This window comes from Pseudomonas sp. NyZ201 (assembly GCF_049860765.1).
GTDB lineage: Bacteria > Pseudomonadota > Gammaproteobacteria > Pseudomonadales > Pseudomonadaceae > Aquipseudomonas > Aquipseudomonas bharatica.
Genome location: NZ_CP187557.1, coordinates 3,632,295 through 3,648,583, shown reverse-complemented (window position 1 = coordinate 3,648,583; position 16,289 = coordinate 3,632,295). Strand labels below are relative to the sequence as shown.

The 16,289-nt window shown below is 66.0% G+C and carries 10 protein-coding genes; 7 read left to right on the top strand and 3 right to left on the bottom strand.

Annotated elements, in window-relative coordinates:
• The first annotated feature begins 64 nt into the window (after positions 1 to 64).
• From ACPFMA_RS16125 to ACPFMA_RS16100, 6 genes are all read left to right on the top strand, one after another.
• Entirely contained in the window at positions 65 to 1,513 is a 1,449-nt protein-coding gene (locus ACPFMA_RS16125) for an aldehyde dehydrogenase (protein ID WP_420058041.1), read from the top strand.
• Between the two features lie 75 nt (positions 1,514 to 1,588).
• Complete coding sequence (locus ACPFMA_RS16120; protein WP_425928210.1) at positions 1,589 to 3,472, top strand: feruloyl-CoA synthase; 1,884 nt, start codon at positions 1,589 to 1,591, stop codon at positions 3,470 to 3,472.
• Positions 3,469 to 4,701 carry a thiolase family protein gene (locus tag ACPFMA_RS16115; RefSeq protein ID WP_425928209.1) on the top strand — a complete coding sequence of 411 codons (1,233 nt, stop codon included), beginning with the start codon at positions 3,469 to 3,471 and terminating at the stop codon, positions 4,699 to 4,701. Before ACPFMA_RS16120 ends, ACPFMA_RS16115 begins: the two co-directional genes overlap by 4 nt.
• Positions 4,702 to 4,713: 12 nt before the next feature.
• The gene (locus ACPFMA_RS16110) at positions 4,714 to 6,447 is read left to right on the top strand and encodes an acyl-CoA dehydrogenase family protein (RefSeq protein WP_425928208.1); all 1,734 of its coding nucleotides are present in this window, start codon (positions 4,714 to 4,716) and stop codon (positions 6,445 to 6,447) included.
• 240 nt (positions 6,448 to 6,687) lie between these two features.
• Positions 6,688 to 7,434 (top strand): outer membrane beta-barrel protein, encoded by a 747-nt coding sequence (locus tag ACPFMA_RS16105; RefSeq protein WP_064304192.1) that lies wholly within the window; start codon positions 6,688 to 6,690, stop codon positions 7,432 to 7,434.
• Positions 7,435 to 7,705: 271 nt separating this feature from the next.
• Positions 7,706 to 9,934, top strand: a complete 2,229-nt coding sequence (locus ACPFMA_RS16100; protein WP_420058047.1) for a TonB-dependent receptor — start codon at positions 7,706 to 7,708, stop codon at positions 9,932 to 9,934.
• A gap of 109 nt (positions 9,935 to 10,043) precedes the next feature.
• On the opposite strand, the gene ACPFMA_RS16095 is transcribed toward ACPFMA_RS16100, so the two are convergent.
• Genes ACPFMA_RS16095 through ACPFMA_RS16085 form a run of 3 tightly spaced genes read right to left on the bottom strand, consistent with a single transcriptional unit; the run spans position 10,044 to position 13,435 of the window.
• Entirely contained in the window at positions 10,044 to 11,063 is a 1,020-nt protein-coding gene (locus ACPFMA_RS16095; protein WP_425928207.1) for an AraC family transcriptional regulator ligand-binding domain-containing protein, read from the bottom strand.
• The gene (locus tag ACPFMA_RS16090; RefSeq protein ID WP_420058050.1) at positions 11,060 to 11,980 is read right to left on the bottom strand and encodes a GGDEF domain-containing protein; all 921 of its coding nucleotides are present in this window, start codon (positions 11,978 to 11,980) and stop codon (positions 11,060 to 11,062) included. Before ACPFMA_RS16090 ends, ACPFMA_RS16095 begins: the two co-directional genes overlap by 4 nt.
• 54 nt (positions 11,981 to 12,034) lie before the next feature.
• A complete protein-coding gene (locus ACPFMA_RS16085) occupies positions 12,035 to 13,435 on the bottom strand; it encodes a metallophosphoesterase (protein ID WP_425928206.1) in 1,401 nt (466 codons plus the stop codon).
• A 420-nt stretch (positions 13,436 to 13,855) separates the two neighbouring features.
• Between ACPFMA_RS16085 and ACPFMA_RS16080 the strand changes: the two genes are divergently transcribed.
• A complete protein-coding gene (locus tag ACPFMA_RS16080; RefSeq protein ID WP_425930601.1) occupies positions 13,856 to 16,285 on the top strand; it encodes a TonB-dependent receptor in 2,430 nt (809 codons plus the stop codon).
• The last annotated feature ends 4 nt before the right edge of the window (positions 16,286 to 16,289 follow it).

Here is a 16,289-nt window from a genome sequence, read left to right as displayed (position 1 = left end):
CGGCGACGTCCAGCGACGTCGCCATCGCGTGCTTCCCGATAAAGACAACTAACGAGGAACGAGCATGTTGCAGGTGCCTTTGCTGATTGGCGGCGAGTCGCGTCCCGCCAGTGACGGACGAACCTTCGAACGGCGCAACCCGGTGACCGGGGCAGTGGTGTCGCGGGTGGCCGCCGCCACCCTGGACGACGCCGACGCTGCGGTTGCCGCGGCCAGCGCCGCTTTTCCGGCCTGGTCGCGCCTGGCCCCCAACGAACGCCGCAGCCGCCTGCTGGCCGCCGCCGATGCCTTGCAGGCGCGTACTTCCGAGTTCATCGCCGCCGCTGGCGAGACCGGGGCCATGGCCAACTGGTACGGATTCAACGTCAAGCTGGCCGCCGGCATGCTGCGTGAAGCAGCCTCCATGACCACCCAGATCACCGGCGAAATCATCCCCTCCGACGTGCCAGGCAGCCTGGCCATGGCCGTACGTGCGCCCTGCGGCGTGGTCCTGGGCATTGCGCCATGGAACGCCCCGGTGATCCTCGCCACCCGCGCTATCGCCATGCCTTTGGCCTGCGGCAATACCGTGGTGCTCAAGGCCTCCGAGCTGAGCCCGGCGGTGCATCGGCTGATCGGCCAGGTGCTGCAGGACGCCGGCCTGGGCGATGGTGTGGTCAACGTGATCAGCAACGATCCGGCCGACGCGCCGAAGATCGTCGAGCGCCTGATCGCCAACCCGGCGGTGCGCCGGGTCAATTTCACCGGCTCGACCCATGTCGGGCGCATCGTTGGCGAGCTGGCGGCGCGGCACTTGAAGCCGGCGCTGCTGGAACTGGGCGGCAAGGCGCCGTTCCTGGTGCTGGACGATGCCGACCTCGACGCCGCCGTCGAAGCGGCGGCCTTCGGTGCCTACTTCAACCAGGGCCAGATCTGCATGTCCACCGAACGCCTGGTGGTGGACGAGAAGATCGCCGACACCTTCGTCGACAAGCTCGCCGCCAAGATCGCCACCCTGCGCGCCGGCGATCCGCAGGACCCGGCCTCCGTGCTCGGTTCGCTGGTCGACAGCGGCGCCGGCGAGCGCATCAAGGCGCTGATCGACGATGCCGTGGAAAAGGGTGCACGCCTGGTCTGCGGCGGCCAGCTGGACGGCAGCATCCTGCAGCCGACCCTGCTGGACCGGGTGGACGCCAGCATGCGCCTGTATCGCGAGGAGTCCTTCGGTCCGGTGGCGGTGGTTCTGCGTGGTACGGACGACGAGGCGCTGCTGGCCCTGGCCAACGACTCCGAGTTCGGCTTGTCCTCGGCCATCTTCAGCCGCGACACCAGCCGCGCCCTGGCCCTGGCCCAGCGGGTCGAGTCGGGCATCTGCCATATCAACGGACCGACCGTGCACGACGAGGCGCAGATGCCGTTCGGCGGGGTCAAGTCCAGTGGCTACGGCAGTTTCGGCAGCCGCACGGCGATCGACCAGTTCACCCAGTTGCGCTGGATCACCCTGCAGCACGGTGCCCGTCACTACCCCATCTGATCCGCCCGGCACTACCCGCCGCCTGGCGCATCCGGGCGGCGGCACGACAGACAACAAGAACAAGGAGCAACCTGCGTGAATTCCGAAGCCAGTCCACGGCCGATCGACCGTGCCCAACCTCCGCGCTATCGGCAGGTGTCCATCGGTCATCCCGAGGTTGAAGTCAGTGATGTCGGGGGCATCCTGCGCATGCGTGCGCTGGAGCCTTTGGCGCCGCTGCCTGCGCGCCTGCTCGAACGCCTGGAATACTGGGCCGAAGTACGCCCCGGGCAGACCTTTATCGCCGCCCGCGAAAACGGCGGTGCCTGGCGCGAGATCAGCTACGCCGCGATGCTCCGGCAGGTGCGGACCATCGCCGCTCACCTGCTCGACCTGGGCCTGAGCGCCGAGCGTCCGCTGGCGCTGTTGTCCGGCAATGACATCGAGCACCTGCAGATCGCCCTCGGCGCCATGTACGCGGGCATTCCCTATTGCCCGGTGTCGCCGGCCTACGCCTTGCTGTCGCAGGATTTCGCCAAGCTGCGGCATGTCTGCGAGGTGCTCACCCCGGGCGTGGTCTTCGTCAGCGATAGCCAGCCGTTCCAGCGTGCCATCGACGCGGTGCTGGACCCTTCGGTGGCGGTGATCAGCGTGCGTGGCGTCGTCGAGGGGCGCCAGACGATCGATTTCGCTTCGCTGCTGGAGCCCACCGACCTGGACAGAGCCGATGCTGCCTTTGCCGCCACCGGCCCCGACACCATCGCCAAATTCCTGTTTACCTCCGGCTCGACCAAGCTGCCCAAGGCGGTGATTACCACCCAGCGCATGCTCTGTGCCAACCAGCAGATGCTGCTGCAGACCTTCCCGGTGTTCGCCGAGGAGCCGCCGGTGCTGGTGGATTGGCTGCCGTGGAACCACACCTTTGGCGGCAGCCATAACCTCGGCATCGTCCTGTACAACGGCGGCAGCTTCTACCTCGATGCCGGCAAGCCGACGCCCCAGGGCTTCGCCGAGACCCTGCGCAACCTGCGCGAGATTTCGCCCACGGCCTACCTCACCGTGCCCAAGGGCTGGGAAGAGCTGGTCAAGGCGCTGGAGCAGGACGCCGGGCTGCGCGAAGTGTTCTTTGCCCGCATCAAGCTGTTCTTCTTCGCCGCGGCGGGGCTGTCGCAAAGTATCTGGGACCGGCTCGACCGCATCGCCGAGCAACACTGCGGCGAACGCATCCGCATGATGGCCGGGCTGGGCATGACCGAGGCCGCGCCGTCCTGCACCTTCACCACCGGACCGCTGTCCATGGCCGGCTATATCGGCCTGCCGGCGCCGGGGTGCGAGGTCAAGCTGGTGCCGGTGGGCGACAAGCTCGAAGGCCGTTTCCGCGGCCCGCACATCATGCCCGGCTACTGGCGCGCGGCGCGGCAGACTGCCGAAGTGTTCGACGACGAAGGGTTCTATTGCTCGGGCGACGCAATCAAGCTTGCCGATCCGCAGCAGAGCCAGCTCGGCCTGATGTTCGATGGCCGCATCGCCGAGGACTTCAAGCTTTCGTCCGGGGTCTTCGTCAGCGTCGGGCCGCTGCGCAACCGCGCGGTGCTGGAGGGCTCGCCCTATGTGCAGGACATCGTGGTGGCGGCGCCGGATCGGGAATGCCTGGGCATCCTGGTCTTCCCGCGCTTGCCCGAATGCCGGCAACTGGCGGGGCTGGACGGGCAGGCCAGTGACGCCGAAGTGCTGGCCAGCGCCGCGGTGCGCGCCTGGTTCGCCGACTGGCTGGAGCGCCTGAACCGCGACGCCCAGGGCAATGCCAGCCGCCTGGAATGGCTGGCCCTGCAGGAGGAAGCGCCTTCGATCGACCAGGGCGAGATCACCGACAAGGGCTCGATCAACCAGCGTGCCGTGCTGCAACGGCGGGCTGCCCAGGTCGAGGCGCTGTATCGCGGCGAGGCACCGGGCATAGTGCGCGCCGGAGGGAAACCATGAGCCTGTGCAGCCGTTTCGACGATGTGGCGATCGTCGAGATGGCGCGTACGCCGTGGGTCGACCTCGGTGGTGCGCTGGCCGGGGTATCGCCCATCGACCTGGGCATCCATGCGGGCAGGGCGGTGCTGGAACGGGCGGCGCTCGCCCCGGGCAGCGTCGACAGCGTGCTGGCCGGCAGCATGGCCCAGGCCAGTTTCGATGCGTACATGCTGCCCCGGCATATCGGCCTGTACAGCGGCGTGCCGCAGGCGGTGCCGGCGCTGGCGGTACAGCGGATCTGCGGCACGGGGCTGGAATTGCTGCGCCAGGCCGGCGAGCAGTTGCGCGACGGCGTGCAGCGGGTGCTGTGCGTGGGCGCGGAGTCGATGTCGCGCAACCCGATTGCGGCGTACGAGCACCGCGGCGGCTTCCGCCTGGGGGCGCCGGTCGGGTTCAAGGATTTTCTTTGGGAGGCACTGTACGACCCGGCGGCTGGCGTGGACATGATCGGTACCGCCGAGAACCTGGCCCGTGAGTACGGGCTGGACCGGGAAGCGGTGGATGCCTGGGCCTTGCGCAGCCATCAGCGGGCCCTGTCCGCCCAGGCGGCCGGGTGGTTCGACGAGGAAATCGCCGCCGTACACGGTGCAGTCTTCGAAGCGGACGACTGCCTGCCACGGGGGATCGAACTGCCCCGGGGCGTCAGCGAAGTCGTTCGTGACAGCCATCCCCGTACTACCGATGCCACCGCGCTGGCCCGGCTGCGGGCCATCCACGGGGGCGGCGTACAGACCGCCGGCAACAGTTGCGCGGTGGTCGATGGTGCAGCGGCGGCGCTGGTCTGCCGTTACTCGGCCTGCGAGCGGCCACCCTTGGCCCGGCTGTTGATGGCCACGGCCGTCGGCGTGCCGCCCCGGACCATGGGCATCGGCCCGGCCCCGGCGATCCGCCTGCTGCTGGAGCGCAGCGGCTTGCGCCTGGAGCAGATCGACCGCTTCGAGATCAACGAGGCACAGGCGGCACAGGTGCTGGCGGTGACCCGTGCGCTGGAGCTGGACCCCGAGCGCCTGAACGTCCATGGCGGTTCCATCGCCCTCGGCCATCCGCTGGCGGCCACCGGCCTGCGCCTGGTGCAGACCCTCGCTCGCCAGTTGCGCGAAGGCAACCTGCGCTATGGCATCGCCGCGGCCTGCATTGGTGGCGGCCAGGGCATGGCGCTGTTGATCGAAAACCCCCAATTCGCTGCTTGAACGAGGTAACCCATGGCCTACCGGGCGCCTTTGGGCGATATGCAATTCGTGCTGCAACACTGGCTGCGCGCCGACCGCGACTGGCGGGAAATGCCGGCGTTCGCCGAGGTCGATCTCGACCTTGCCGGGCAGGTGCTGGAAGAGGCGGCGCGCTTCGCCAGCCAGGTCCTCGCTCCGCTGAACACCCCGGGTGATCGCCAGGGCTGCCGGCTGGTGGATGGCGAAGTCATCACCCCGGAGGGGTTTCCGGCGGCCTACCGCGCCTATGTCGAAGGCGGCTGGCCGGCGCTGGCCTGCGCGCTGGAGCAGGGCGGCCAGGGCCTGCCCCAGGTACTGGATGCGGCGCTGCTGGAAATGCTCTACGCCAGCAACCATGCCTGGGCCATGTACACCGGGATCGCCCATGGCGCCTATCTGTGCCTGAAAACCCATGCTTCGCCCGAATTGCAGGCGCGTTATCTGCCCGGCATCGTCAGCGGCGAGACCTTGCCGACCATGTGCCTGACCGAACCCCAGGCCGGCAGCGATGTCGGTCTGCTGCGCTGTCGCGCCGAGCCGCTGGACGACGGCAGCTATGCGGTCAGTGGCAACAAGCTGTTCATCTCCGGTGGCGAGCATGACCTGAGCCACGACATCCTTCATCTCGTCCTCGCCCGCTTGCCGGATGCACCTGCCGGCAGCAGGGGCGTGTCGTTGCTGCTGGTACCGAAATGGCTGGACGGCGGTGAGCGCAACGGCGTGCATTGCGATGGCCTGGAACACAAGCTCGGCATTCGCGGCAGCGCCACCTGTGCCTTGCGTTTCGAAGGCGCTCGCGGCTGGCTGGTGGGCCGGCCACACGGCGGGCTGGCGGCGATGTTCGTGATGATGAACTCGGCGCGCCTGCATGTTGGCTTGCAGGGGCTGGGACATGCCGAAGCGGCCTGGCAAGTGGCCCGTGACTACGCCCTGGAGCGGCGACAGATGCGCGCCCCCAGGCATCCCGAGGGCGTCGCGCCGGCATTGGCCGACCCGATCCACCTGCACCCGGCCATGCGCCGGATTCTACTGGAACTGCGGGTGCGTACCGAAGGCATGCGCGCCATCGGCTACTGGGCCGCGCATTGGCTGGATATCGCCGCCGAAGCGGCTGACCCGGCGCAGCGTGCCAAGGCCGAGACCCTCGCAGCGTTGCTCACGCCTGTCGTCAAGGCCAGCTTCACCAGCCAGGGATTCGAGCTGGCGAGCAAGGCGTTGCAGGTGTTCGGCGGGTACGGCTACACGGCGGAGTTCCCCATCGAGCAGACCCTGCGCGACAGCCGCATCGCCATGATCTACGAAGGCAGCAACGAGATTCAGGCCAACGACCTGCTGCTGCGCAAGGTGCTCGGCGATGGCGGCGAGGGCTTCGGCCTGCTGCTCGCCGAGCTGCGCGCGGAAGCGCAGGCGAGCGGCTCGGTGTACGCCGATGCGCTGGGCGAGGTGTGCGACGGTCTGGAGGGATTGCTGCCGGAGCTGCAGGCGTTCAGTGCCGGGGATGGCGAGTATCCTTATCGGGCGGCGGGGGACTTCCTGCAGTTGTGCTCCATCAGTCTGCTGGCCTTTGCCTGGGCCCGGAGTGCCCGCTGTGCCGAGGGGCTGGCGCAGCCGCTGCGGCGGGAGAAGCTGGAGAGTGCCGGGTTCTGCTTCGATTATCTGTTGCCGGAGTTCGATCGGCAGATGGCGGCTGTGCGGGCGGCGCGGGCGCCGCTGGCATTTATTGGGTGACTGTACCGGCCTCATCGCGGGTGAACCCGCTCCCACAGGTTATGCAATCCCCTGTGGGAGCGGGTTCACCCGCGATGAGGCCGGTCCAAACACCCGAAAAACCTGGGCGAGGCCCGTACCAGAGCCTCGGCTTGTGCGAGAGATTTCACAAAACTTTCACTTTATTTCGAACTTTCCTACAGACCATTCCCTCGAAGCCCTGCATTCGTTAATACGTTTACCGTCATGGAGGCTTCACCAATGCGTACCCGTAACCTGCTCGTCCCGACCTGCATCCTGGCCCTTCTGGGGGCTCCCCTGGCTGCCGTCGCCGCGCCGAGCACCGACCCGCTGTTTACCCTCGGTCTGACGGGCAGCTACGACAAGTTCAAGTTCGAAGGCGGCAGCGAATCCGACGACAGCCATATGGGCCAGGGCGGTGTGTTCGCCACTTTCGGCAACAAGCTCACCGCCGAATCCGGCTTCATCTACCAGATCGGAGCCGAGGCCAAATACGGCAAGAAGAACGACAACAAGCTCAAGGAAGCCCAGGCTGACCTGGACCTGGGCTGGCGTGCCGCGCTGGATGCGCGCAACTTCGTCGATGTCAGTGTGGGTGGCGGCTACGGCTGGTCGCGCTTCGAGCCGGACATCAACGACATCGACACCAAGCTCACCGTCAAATCGCCATTCGCCAAGGCTGCACTGGGCTACAACCACCAGTTCGATGCCTCGACCCTGCGCGTCGAAGTCGGTGCCCGCCACACCATCGATGGCCGTGCGCGCCTGAAGGTCGAGGATTTCGGCAGCGACAGCGTCGACCTGAAGGACCGCACCAACCCCTACGCCGAAGTCAGCCTGCTGATGAACCAGCAGGGCGGCATGCCGATCCAGCTCGGCGCCTACTACACCCGTACCGAATACAAGCTGGACGAGGACTCGGCAGTGGCCGACAACACCAAGCTCAAGCGTGACGAGTTCGGCGTGAAGGTGGGTCTGGCGTTCTGATAAGGAGCGCAGAACGCACTGACTTGCAATGAACCTGTGGGAGCGGGTTTACCCGCGATAGCGATGGTGAATCCACTACCGTAATCGCGGGTAAACCCGCTCCCACAGGGTCCGAGGTGTTTGTTCGAGAAGCAGCAATCCACTGCTGAGCCACTGTTCCTGACAAAGCAGTCAAATCCCCATCCCCGCCACAGCCCTTGATTCACAAGGCTCCCAGCCTCTGGCACGGGCATTGCCATGGTGCAGCCAGTCCGTAATCAGAGAACTGCCCATGACCCTGCCTTTGCGCCGCCAGCCCCTGGCGCTGTTGATCGCCACGACCTTGCTGCCCATCCACGCCGCCCTGGCCGATGACACCGACAAGCCCGATGCCCTACCCACCGTGACCGTCACCGCGCAGAAGCGCGAGGAATCGTTGCAGGACGTCGCCGCTGCGGTTTCCGCGGTGTCCGGCAAGAGCATCGAACAGACCGGTGGCGGCTTTACCGCCGGCAAGGCCCTGCAGGATGTGCCCAACGCCATCGCTCCCGAGTTCGCCGGCAACCAGCGGCCACGCTGGTACATCCGCGGCATGGGCTCCGGCGATATGGCCTCGACCACCGTTTACCCGGTGGGCATCTATGTCGATGACACCTATATCAGCCCGCATATCGCCACCGGCGGTCCGCTCTACGACCTGGAGCGGGTGGAAATCCTGCGCGGGCCCCAGGGCACCCTGTGGGGCAAGAACACCACCGGCGGGGCGATCAACTTCGTTTCGCGCAAGCCGCAGTTCGAAGAGGGCAACGGCTACTTCAAGCTCGACGCCGGGAATTACGACTCGCGCCTGTACGAGGGGGCCTATGGCGGCACGCTCGTCGATGATCGCCTGGCCGCCCGGGTGGCCTTCGTCGACCAGAGCAAGGACGGCCAGTTGAAGAACATCGTCGATGGCCACACCGTCGGCGACGTGCATGACCAGGCGGTGCGCGCGCAGATCCTCGCCCGCCTGAGCGACGACCTCGATGCCACCCTGCAGATCCGCTCCCGCGACTACAAGGGCCAGGGCATCGCCACCCGTGCCTGGGGCGCCGGCCCTGGCGGCACCACGCTGTTCGGCCCGGCACCGGCGCTCAAGGACGATGAAGCCGCCTTCACAGGCAAGGGCGAGGACCGCATCGAACACAACGGCGTGCAGCTCAACCTGCACTGGGACCTCGGCGAGCTGGCCCTGGACTCGATCACCGCCTTCGACGACATCCAGGAAAAGGCCCAGGGTCCCAACATGGGCATCTACGAGTTCGGCCGCTCCTGGGGTGACGATCACTGGCGCCAGGTGTCCCAGGAACTGCGCCTTTCCTCGCCCAGGAACCAGCCTGTGAGCTGGATCGTCGGCACCCACCTGTTCCACGAAAGCCTCGACAGCACCAGCAGCAGCGCGATCCTGCCCACCGCCTACAACGCGCCCTTCGGCGTCGCCAGCTATGGCCGCACCGACCTTGACCAAAGCACCACCAGCTACGCGCTGTTCGGCAGCAGCACCTGGCAGGCCAGCGATGATCTGAGTTTCACCCTGGGCTTGCGCTGGACCCGCGAGACCAAGGACATCGACCTAAATCGCGTCGCTTCGCCGGATGCCGCGGACGTGTCCTTCGCCAGCAGCAACCGTTGGTGGAAGACCTACACCGGTACCCTGGCCACCGTCGCCACCCAGGACGAGAAACGCACCTGGAACAAGCTGACCTACGACTTCACCCCCGAGTACCAGCTCAATGACAACGCCCGGGTGTATTTCCGTTATGCCAAGGGCTTCCGCTCCGGCGGCTTCAATGGCGGCGCTACGGTGCAGGCGGAAACCTCGGTGGTGGCGCCGGAGAACGTCGATGCCTACGAACTGGGGATCAAGAGCGAATGGTTCGACGAGCGCCTGATCGCCAACGCCAACGTCTTCTATTACGACTATGCCGATATCCAGGTGAACACCGTCTCGGTGAGCAACGGGCAGGTGGTGTCGCTGCTGACCAACAGCGGTGCCGGGGTGATTCGCGGGGCCGAATTCGAACTGCAGGCACTGCCGTTGCAGAACCTGCAACTGCGCGGCTCGCTGGGCCTGCTGCATACCGAACTGAAGGACTTCTCCTCGCCGGGCGGTCCGGACTACTCGGGCAACCGCATTGCCCGCTCGCCGGAGCGGACCCTGTCGGTGGGGGCGAGCTACCGGATCCCGCTGGAAGGCGGTGATGCCGTGACCCTGGACAACAGCTGGCGCTACCAGAGCCGCATCTACTTCCTGCCGACCGCCCAGGAGGACCATAGCGTGTCGCAGGGCGGGTACACGCTGGGCAATGCCAGCCTGACCTATCACTTCGCCGGCAAGCAGGACCTGGACCTGAGCGCTTATGTGAACAACCTCACCGACAAGCGCTACAAGACCGACAGCGTGCCGCTGCCGTTCGACATTGCCTGGGATGCGCGGGGTGACCGCAGGACTTATGGCGTGTCGGTGACCACCCACTTCTGATGGGGTGTGGCTGCTGGCCTCATCGCCGGCAACGCCGGCTCCCACGGTTACACCGCTCATGACCTTGTGGGAGCCGGCGTTGCCGGCGATGAGGCCAGTACAGACACCATCACCCAAACCACCGGGCCAACCCGCTCGGCGTCAACCCGGTCCACCTCTTGAACGACCTGCGGAAATTGGTCGTATCACTGAACCGCAGGTAGTTGCATACCTCTTCATTGGTGTACCCCTTCATCTGGTAGAGGTACAACGCCACGTGCCTCCGTACCAGGTCGAGTTGCTGCTGGAAGTGGGTGCCATGCTTGCTCAGCTTGCGCTTGAAGGTGGTGGGACTGATGCCGAAGGCGGCCGCTACGCGGTCGAGGTTGATCGGCTCGTGGATATGCGCGTGCAGGTGATCGAACAACAGGTCGAGGAAGCTCGACCCACCGCCCAGCGCGGCCAGCTGTTCCAGGCACGCCTGTCGCGCCACCAGCCCCGGGGTGGTCGCCGCATTGGGCAGCGGTCGGTGGATATGCTGCCGTGGCAAGGAGAGCAGGGTGATCTGCGCATCGAAGCGCACCTCCTCACCGAGGTACACCCAGTACTGCTCGATATGCCGCGGCTGGCTCCAGGCACACTGGATACGCCACGGCAGATGCTCGCCCACCAGCCGCCGGCTCATCGCCAATACCGCGCTGAGACAGGCCTCGCCTAGAAACTGCGCCTGGTTGCCAGCGCCACAAGCGTCCTGCCAGTACAGGTGCAGGTAATGCTCTTCGAGCATCAAGCGTGGTGTCAGCAACGGGCTGAGCAGCGCATGGAATTCGCACAGGTGTTCCAGCGCCTGGTACAGGTCCCGGGCATGCAGCAGGGTCTGGCTGGCCTCGCCATAGTGCCCGGGCAGCAGGCGCTGGCCGAACAGGAAGGCGCTGTCATCGGCATCCAGCAGGCGCCGGGCGTTGTCGATCAGGGTCAGGAACTGCTGCTGGCTGAAACGCGTGGTGCCCCGGCTCAGGTCCTCGTAGAACACCTCGCAGCCGCGCAGCAGACGATGGCTGTCGATGCCCCTGGACAGTGCCAGGTCGATCAGGGTCGCAGGCTGGTAGTGACCGACGATAAATCGCTGGTCGCGCTCGTAGCCGCTCATGCCGCGCCCCGCTGCGGTGCTTGCCGCCTGGCCTTGGCGATGCCGAGATTGACCCGCCTGAGCAGGCTTTCCACATCGTCGTCGTAGGCCATGGCCGCAGCCACGCTGGCGCGCAGTTGCAGGCGCTCGCCGTGGCGCAAGGTCTTGTAGGCGAAGCCGGCGACCGCCTGTTGCAGCTCCTGCGCCAGCCAGCGGGCCTGGGTTTCGCCGGTGTTGGGCATGACCACGACGAAGCGGTCGCCGGCCAGGCGGCAGAGCACGTCCTGCTGGCGCAGGTTGAGCACCAGCAACTGGGCCAGCATCTGCAACAGGTGATCGCCCTCGGCCTCGCCATGCACCAGGTTCACCGCGCTGAAATCATCGATGTCCAGCACCACCAGCGACAATGGCTGTTGCGCGCGTTCGGCCTGCTCCAGGGCCAGTTGCACGTGCTGGCGCAGGTACTGGGCGCCGCCCAGCGGGGTCAGCTTGTCGAACAGCAGGTGTTCGCGGAACCACCCCTCGCGCTTGCTCATCTGCGCGTTGATCGCCTGCTGCTCCTTGTGCAGGTGGTAGATGCCGACGGTCACCAGGAGCAGACCCACCGGCATCGGCGCGGTTTCCAGCCAGTTGTCCCAGACCGCGTCCGGGGCCAGGCGGATAAACTCGTCGAGCACATCCATCCACCAGGAAAAACACACGCAGGCCATGCCCACCGCGAGCAGGCGGCTGACCCGGCCAGCGGGGCGGCTGCGCATCAGCATTACCAGCCAGACCAGCCATATCAGCCCCGAGCCGCCTTCGCCGACCACGTCCATCCAGTTGATCTGCGCCCACGGCTTGACTTCGCCGAAGGCAAGGTAGACCTGCAAGCCCAGGTTGGCGGCGACGGCCAGGCCGACAAAGGTCAGGGTGTGCAGCTTGAGCAGTGATTTCATCGAAGGTCTCCGCACCGGGTCCGTCCAGCGTGCCCGATCTGGGTCACAGGAGTGTTACAAGGATTTGCTGCGTGATGTGCAGGGCAACTGGTCCGGGCCTGTTTCACCGCTGCAGAAGCGTTCGACGGGCAGTTTCCCGGCCGGCTCGCTCAGGCGATTGCGGCCCTGCTTGTCGCGGTTCAGGTCGAAGGCGTCGTAGAGCGTGCCGCTGGCGGTGAAGCTGCGCACTTCAAGACGCGACGGCAGCACCTCGACGGTCTGGTACAGCTGGGTGTCCTCGGCGCGGCGGTCCGGCTGCCGGCGGGCGCGGTCGTTGAGGCCGTACATCTTCGAACCGGCCACCGAAACCAGGTACACCGGGCCCTGGACCTTGCCGGCGGCGCGCGCCTTCTTCGCTGCGGCACGCCCGTTTTCATTGCTAAGGCGGCTGTAGCAGTGATCGTGTCCCTGCAACACCAGGTCCACCTTGTAGCGCTCGAACAGCGGTTTCCACGCTGCCTTCAGCGGCCCGGTGTCTTCCGGGCGAGCGCAGGTGAACAGTGGCTGGTGGGTGACCACGATCTTCCAGCGTGCCTGGCTTTCCTTCAGGCGCTGTTCAAGCCACTGGCTCTGCCGGTCGAGGGTGTTCAGGTCGAGGGCGGCCGTGCCGTCGAGGACGATGAAGCGCACGCCCTGGTAATCGAGGAAATAGGTGGTGCTTTCCAGTCCCTTCACGCCGTTACCCGGCAGGGCGAACTGTTTCGCCCAATGCGGGCCGAGCACACGGCCTTCGCTGCCATCGGGGTTGAGGCTGTCCAGGTATTCGTGGTTGCCGGCGGCGACCACTTGCGGCACTGCGGCGTAGTGGAAGCCGCCGGCCTGGTTCCATTCGCCCCATTCGTCGTCGTGCACCAGGTCGTCGCGCTGCGAGGTGAGATCGCCAGCATGGACCACCAGCGCCGGGCTGGCGGTGGCGTGCAGGGCCTGGCGCACGCTGCGCGAGGCAATGGAGAGAATGTCGTTCTGGGTGTCGCCCAGGTAGATGAAGCGGAAGGGCTTGAAGCCCTGGGCGGCGGTACGCAGCTGCAGCCATTCGCTCCAGCCTTCGGCGCCCTTGACCCGGTACACATAGGGGGTGTCCGGTTGCAGGCCGGTGAGACGTACCTGGTGATACCGGGCCGCACCGTTTTCCGTGTCCAGCGGTTGGCTGCTGCCTTCGACCAGGGTGGCGCGTTTTTCCAGTTGCGGGCCGTCCAGCGCCGGCGCCAGTTGCAGCTGGCTGCTGGTCTGGCGACTGTCGGTACGGAAGGTCACGGCCATTTCCCGGGCGGGATTGGCTCCGGGAGTCAGGACAATGCGGTCGGCCAGGCCCGTGGCGGCATAGGGCGCGCCGGGGGAATGGGGCAGGGGGTCGGCGGCGGTGGCGTTGCCGATGCAGGCGGCGAGGGCGAGGGCCAGCAGGCTCGGGCGGTACATGGAGGATCCTTGATCGGTGGGTTCTGGCGGCCAAGGAAACAAAGGCAAATGACGCTTGGGTTACAGGGTGGGGGGTCTATTTGGACGCTGGGAGATGTGAAAAAAATGGTGGATCTAAAGGCCACCGCGAACCCTGTGGGAGCGGGTTCACCCGCGATTACCGTGGTAGCTTCACTATTGCAATCGCGGGTGAACCCGCTCCCACAGGGCCCTCAATGTTCTTGAAAGGGGGTCATATCAGGCCAATTCCCCACGAAAACCACCCGAAAATGCCCCGATCCGGCCGCCCTGGACATTCCTGTCACAGATCTGCCACACACCCGCCCTAGCGTGCCCCTCAGTTTCCGCCCCGGTGTGGCGGATCGACTTCAGGGGAGCAATAACGTGGCAATCGTCAGATTCAAGATCAGCCTGCTCGGCATGGCCATCGCCGCCAGCCTGCCGGCCTTTGCCGAAGACAAGGTGGAGCACGTCAACGTTGTCGGCCAGGCCGCGAGCCTGGACCAGGCGCTGAAGGAGCAGAAGGCCTCGGACAGCATCCGCAGCGTGGTCCACGCCGACGCTGTCGGCCAGTTGCCCGACGATAACGCCGCCGAAGCCCTGCAGCGAATTCCCGGCCTGTCGGTCGAGCGCGACCAGGGCGAAGGGCGTTTCGTCAGCGTGCGTGGCATCGGCCCGGACCTGAACAGCGTGACCATCAACGGCACCCTGCTGCCGGCGCCGGAAGCCGACCGTCGCGCCGTGGCCCTGGACGTTCTGCCCACCGAACTGGTGCAGTCGCTGTCGGTGGTCAAGTCGCTGACCCCGGACATGGACGCCAACTCCCTCGGCGGTACGATCGAGGTGGAAAGCCTGTCGGCTTTCGATCATCAGGGCCTGTTCTATACCGTCAGCGGCGAAGCCAGCCATGACGAGAACACCAGCCAGACCAGCCCGAAATTCTCCGGTGCCTTCAGCAACACATTCAGCCTCGGCGACGGTATCGATAACTTCGGGGTGGCCGCAGCGTTCAGTTGGCAGCAGCGCGATTTCGGTTCCGACAACGTCGAGACCGGCGGCGCTTGGGACTTCGAAGGCGACCAGGCGCGCCTGGAAGAGGCCGAGCAGCGTGATTACCGCATCCGCCGCGAACGCACCGGCGCCGGGCTGAACTTCGACTATCGTCCGGACGATTTCTCCAGCTACTACCTGCGTACCCTCTACAGCCGCTTCAAGGACACCGAGACCCGCAACGCCGCCGGGGTCGAGTTCGGAGATCCGCAAGCCTCCGGCGAGCGCGGTGACGGCGAGGGCTGGCGCGCCCTGAAGTCCCGCGAGGACACCCAGGAAATCCAGTCCTATGTATTCGGCGGTGAACGCCTGATCGATGCCTGGACCCTCAGCGGCCAGGCCGGCTTCAGCCGGTCCAGCGAGAACGACCCGGGCGGTATCGCCAATGCCAGGTTCGAAGGCGACTTCAGCGGCATCGGCTTCGATGGCACGCGCAAACCACGCCTGGGCACAGGCGCTGACTTCTACGACGCGGACGCCTTCACCCTGGACAAGGTGGAATGGGAAAAGGCCAACTCCACCGACGAGGAAAAGAACGTGCGCCTGGATCTGGCCCGTGACTACGACCTGGCCGGCAATGCCGCCCAGGTGAAGTTCGGCGCCAAGGCCAGCCGCCGCGACAAACGTGCCGACACCGACGTCTGGGTCTATGACGATTTCGACGACGTGACCCTGGCGGGCTACCAGAGCGGCAAGGTCGATTACGCCCTCGGGAACTTCGGCAACGGCATCAGCGCCGGGGCGATCAAGGGCCTGATCGGCGGCATGGACCGCGATGCCTTCTACGACGAGGAAGAGTCGCGGATCAACGACTTCAGCATGCGCGAAGACATCAACGCCGCCTACCTGATGAACACCGTCGATATCGACGCCTGGCGCCTGATCGGCGGGGTGCGCTACGAGGGCACCGAATTCGAGGCCAAGGGCACCGGCCTGCGCGATGGCGTCTACAGCCCCACCGAAAGCCGCAAGCGCTACGACCACTGGCTCCCGGGCTTGCATGCACGCTACCAGTTCACCCCGCAGACCCAACTGCGTGCGGCCTGGACCAACACCGTGGTGCGCCCGACCTTCGGCCAGCTGGCGCCGGGCTTCATGATCGACGACAGCGAAGGCGAGGCCAGCTTCGGCAACCCGAACCTCAAGCCACTGGAATCGATGAACCTCGACCTCGGCATCGAGCACTACATGGGACGTGCCGGCACCGTTTCGGCCTTCCTGTTCTACAAGGACATCGACAATTTCGTCTACAACACCGACCTGGCCGGTACCGGCGAGTGGGTCAACTTCGACGAGGCCAAGACCTATGCCAACGGCAGCAGCGCCAAGCTGTACGGCGTGGAACTGGCCTACTCGCAGAAACTCGACTGGCTGCCGGCGCCCTGGAACGGCTTGCTGCTGGGCGGCAACCTGACCCTGAGCAAGTCCCGCGCGGACATCGAAGGCCAGGGCCTGACCCGGCGCATCGACTTGCCCAACCAGTCCGACACCGTCGGCAACCTGACCCTGGGCTGGGAAGACGACAAGCTCAGCCTGCGCCTGGCGGCCAATTACAAGTCGAAATACCTGGCGGAAGTCGCCGCGGTGGACGACAAGGCCCACGACCTGTACTCGGACGACCAGCTGTTCGTCGATTTCAAGGCCGGCTACTTCCTCACTCCGGATCTGCAGCTCACCTTCGAGGCGCAGAACATCACCGACGAGTCCTACTACACCTACACCGGGCGCTCGCGCTTCAACTCGCAGTACGAGGAATACGGCCCGACCTACAAGGTCGGCCTGACCCTGACCCACTTCTGACCGC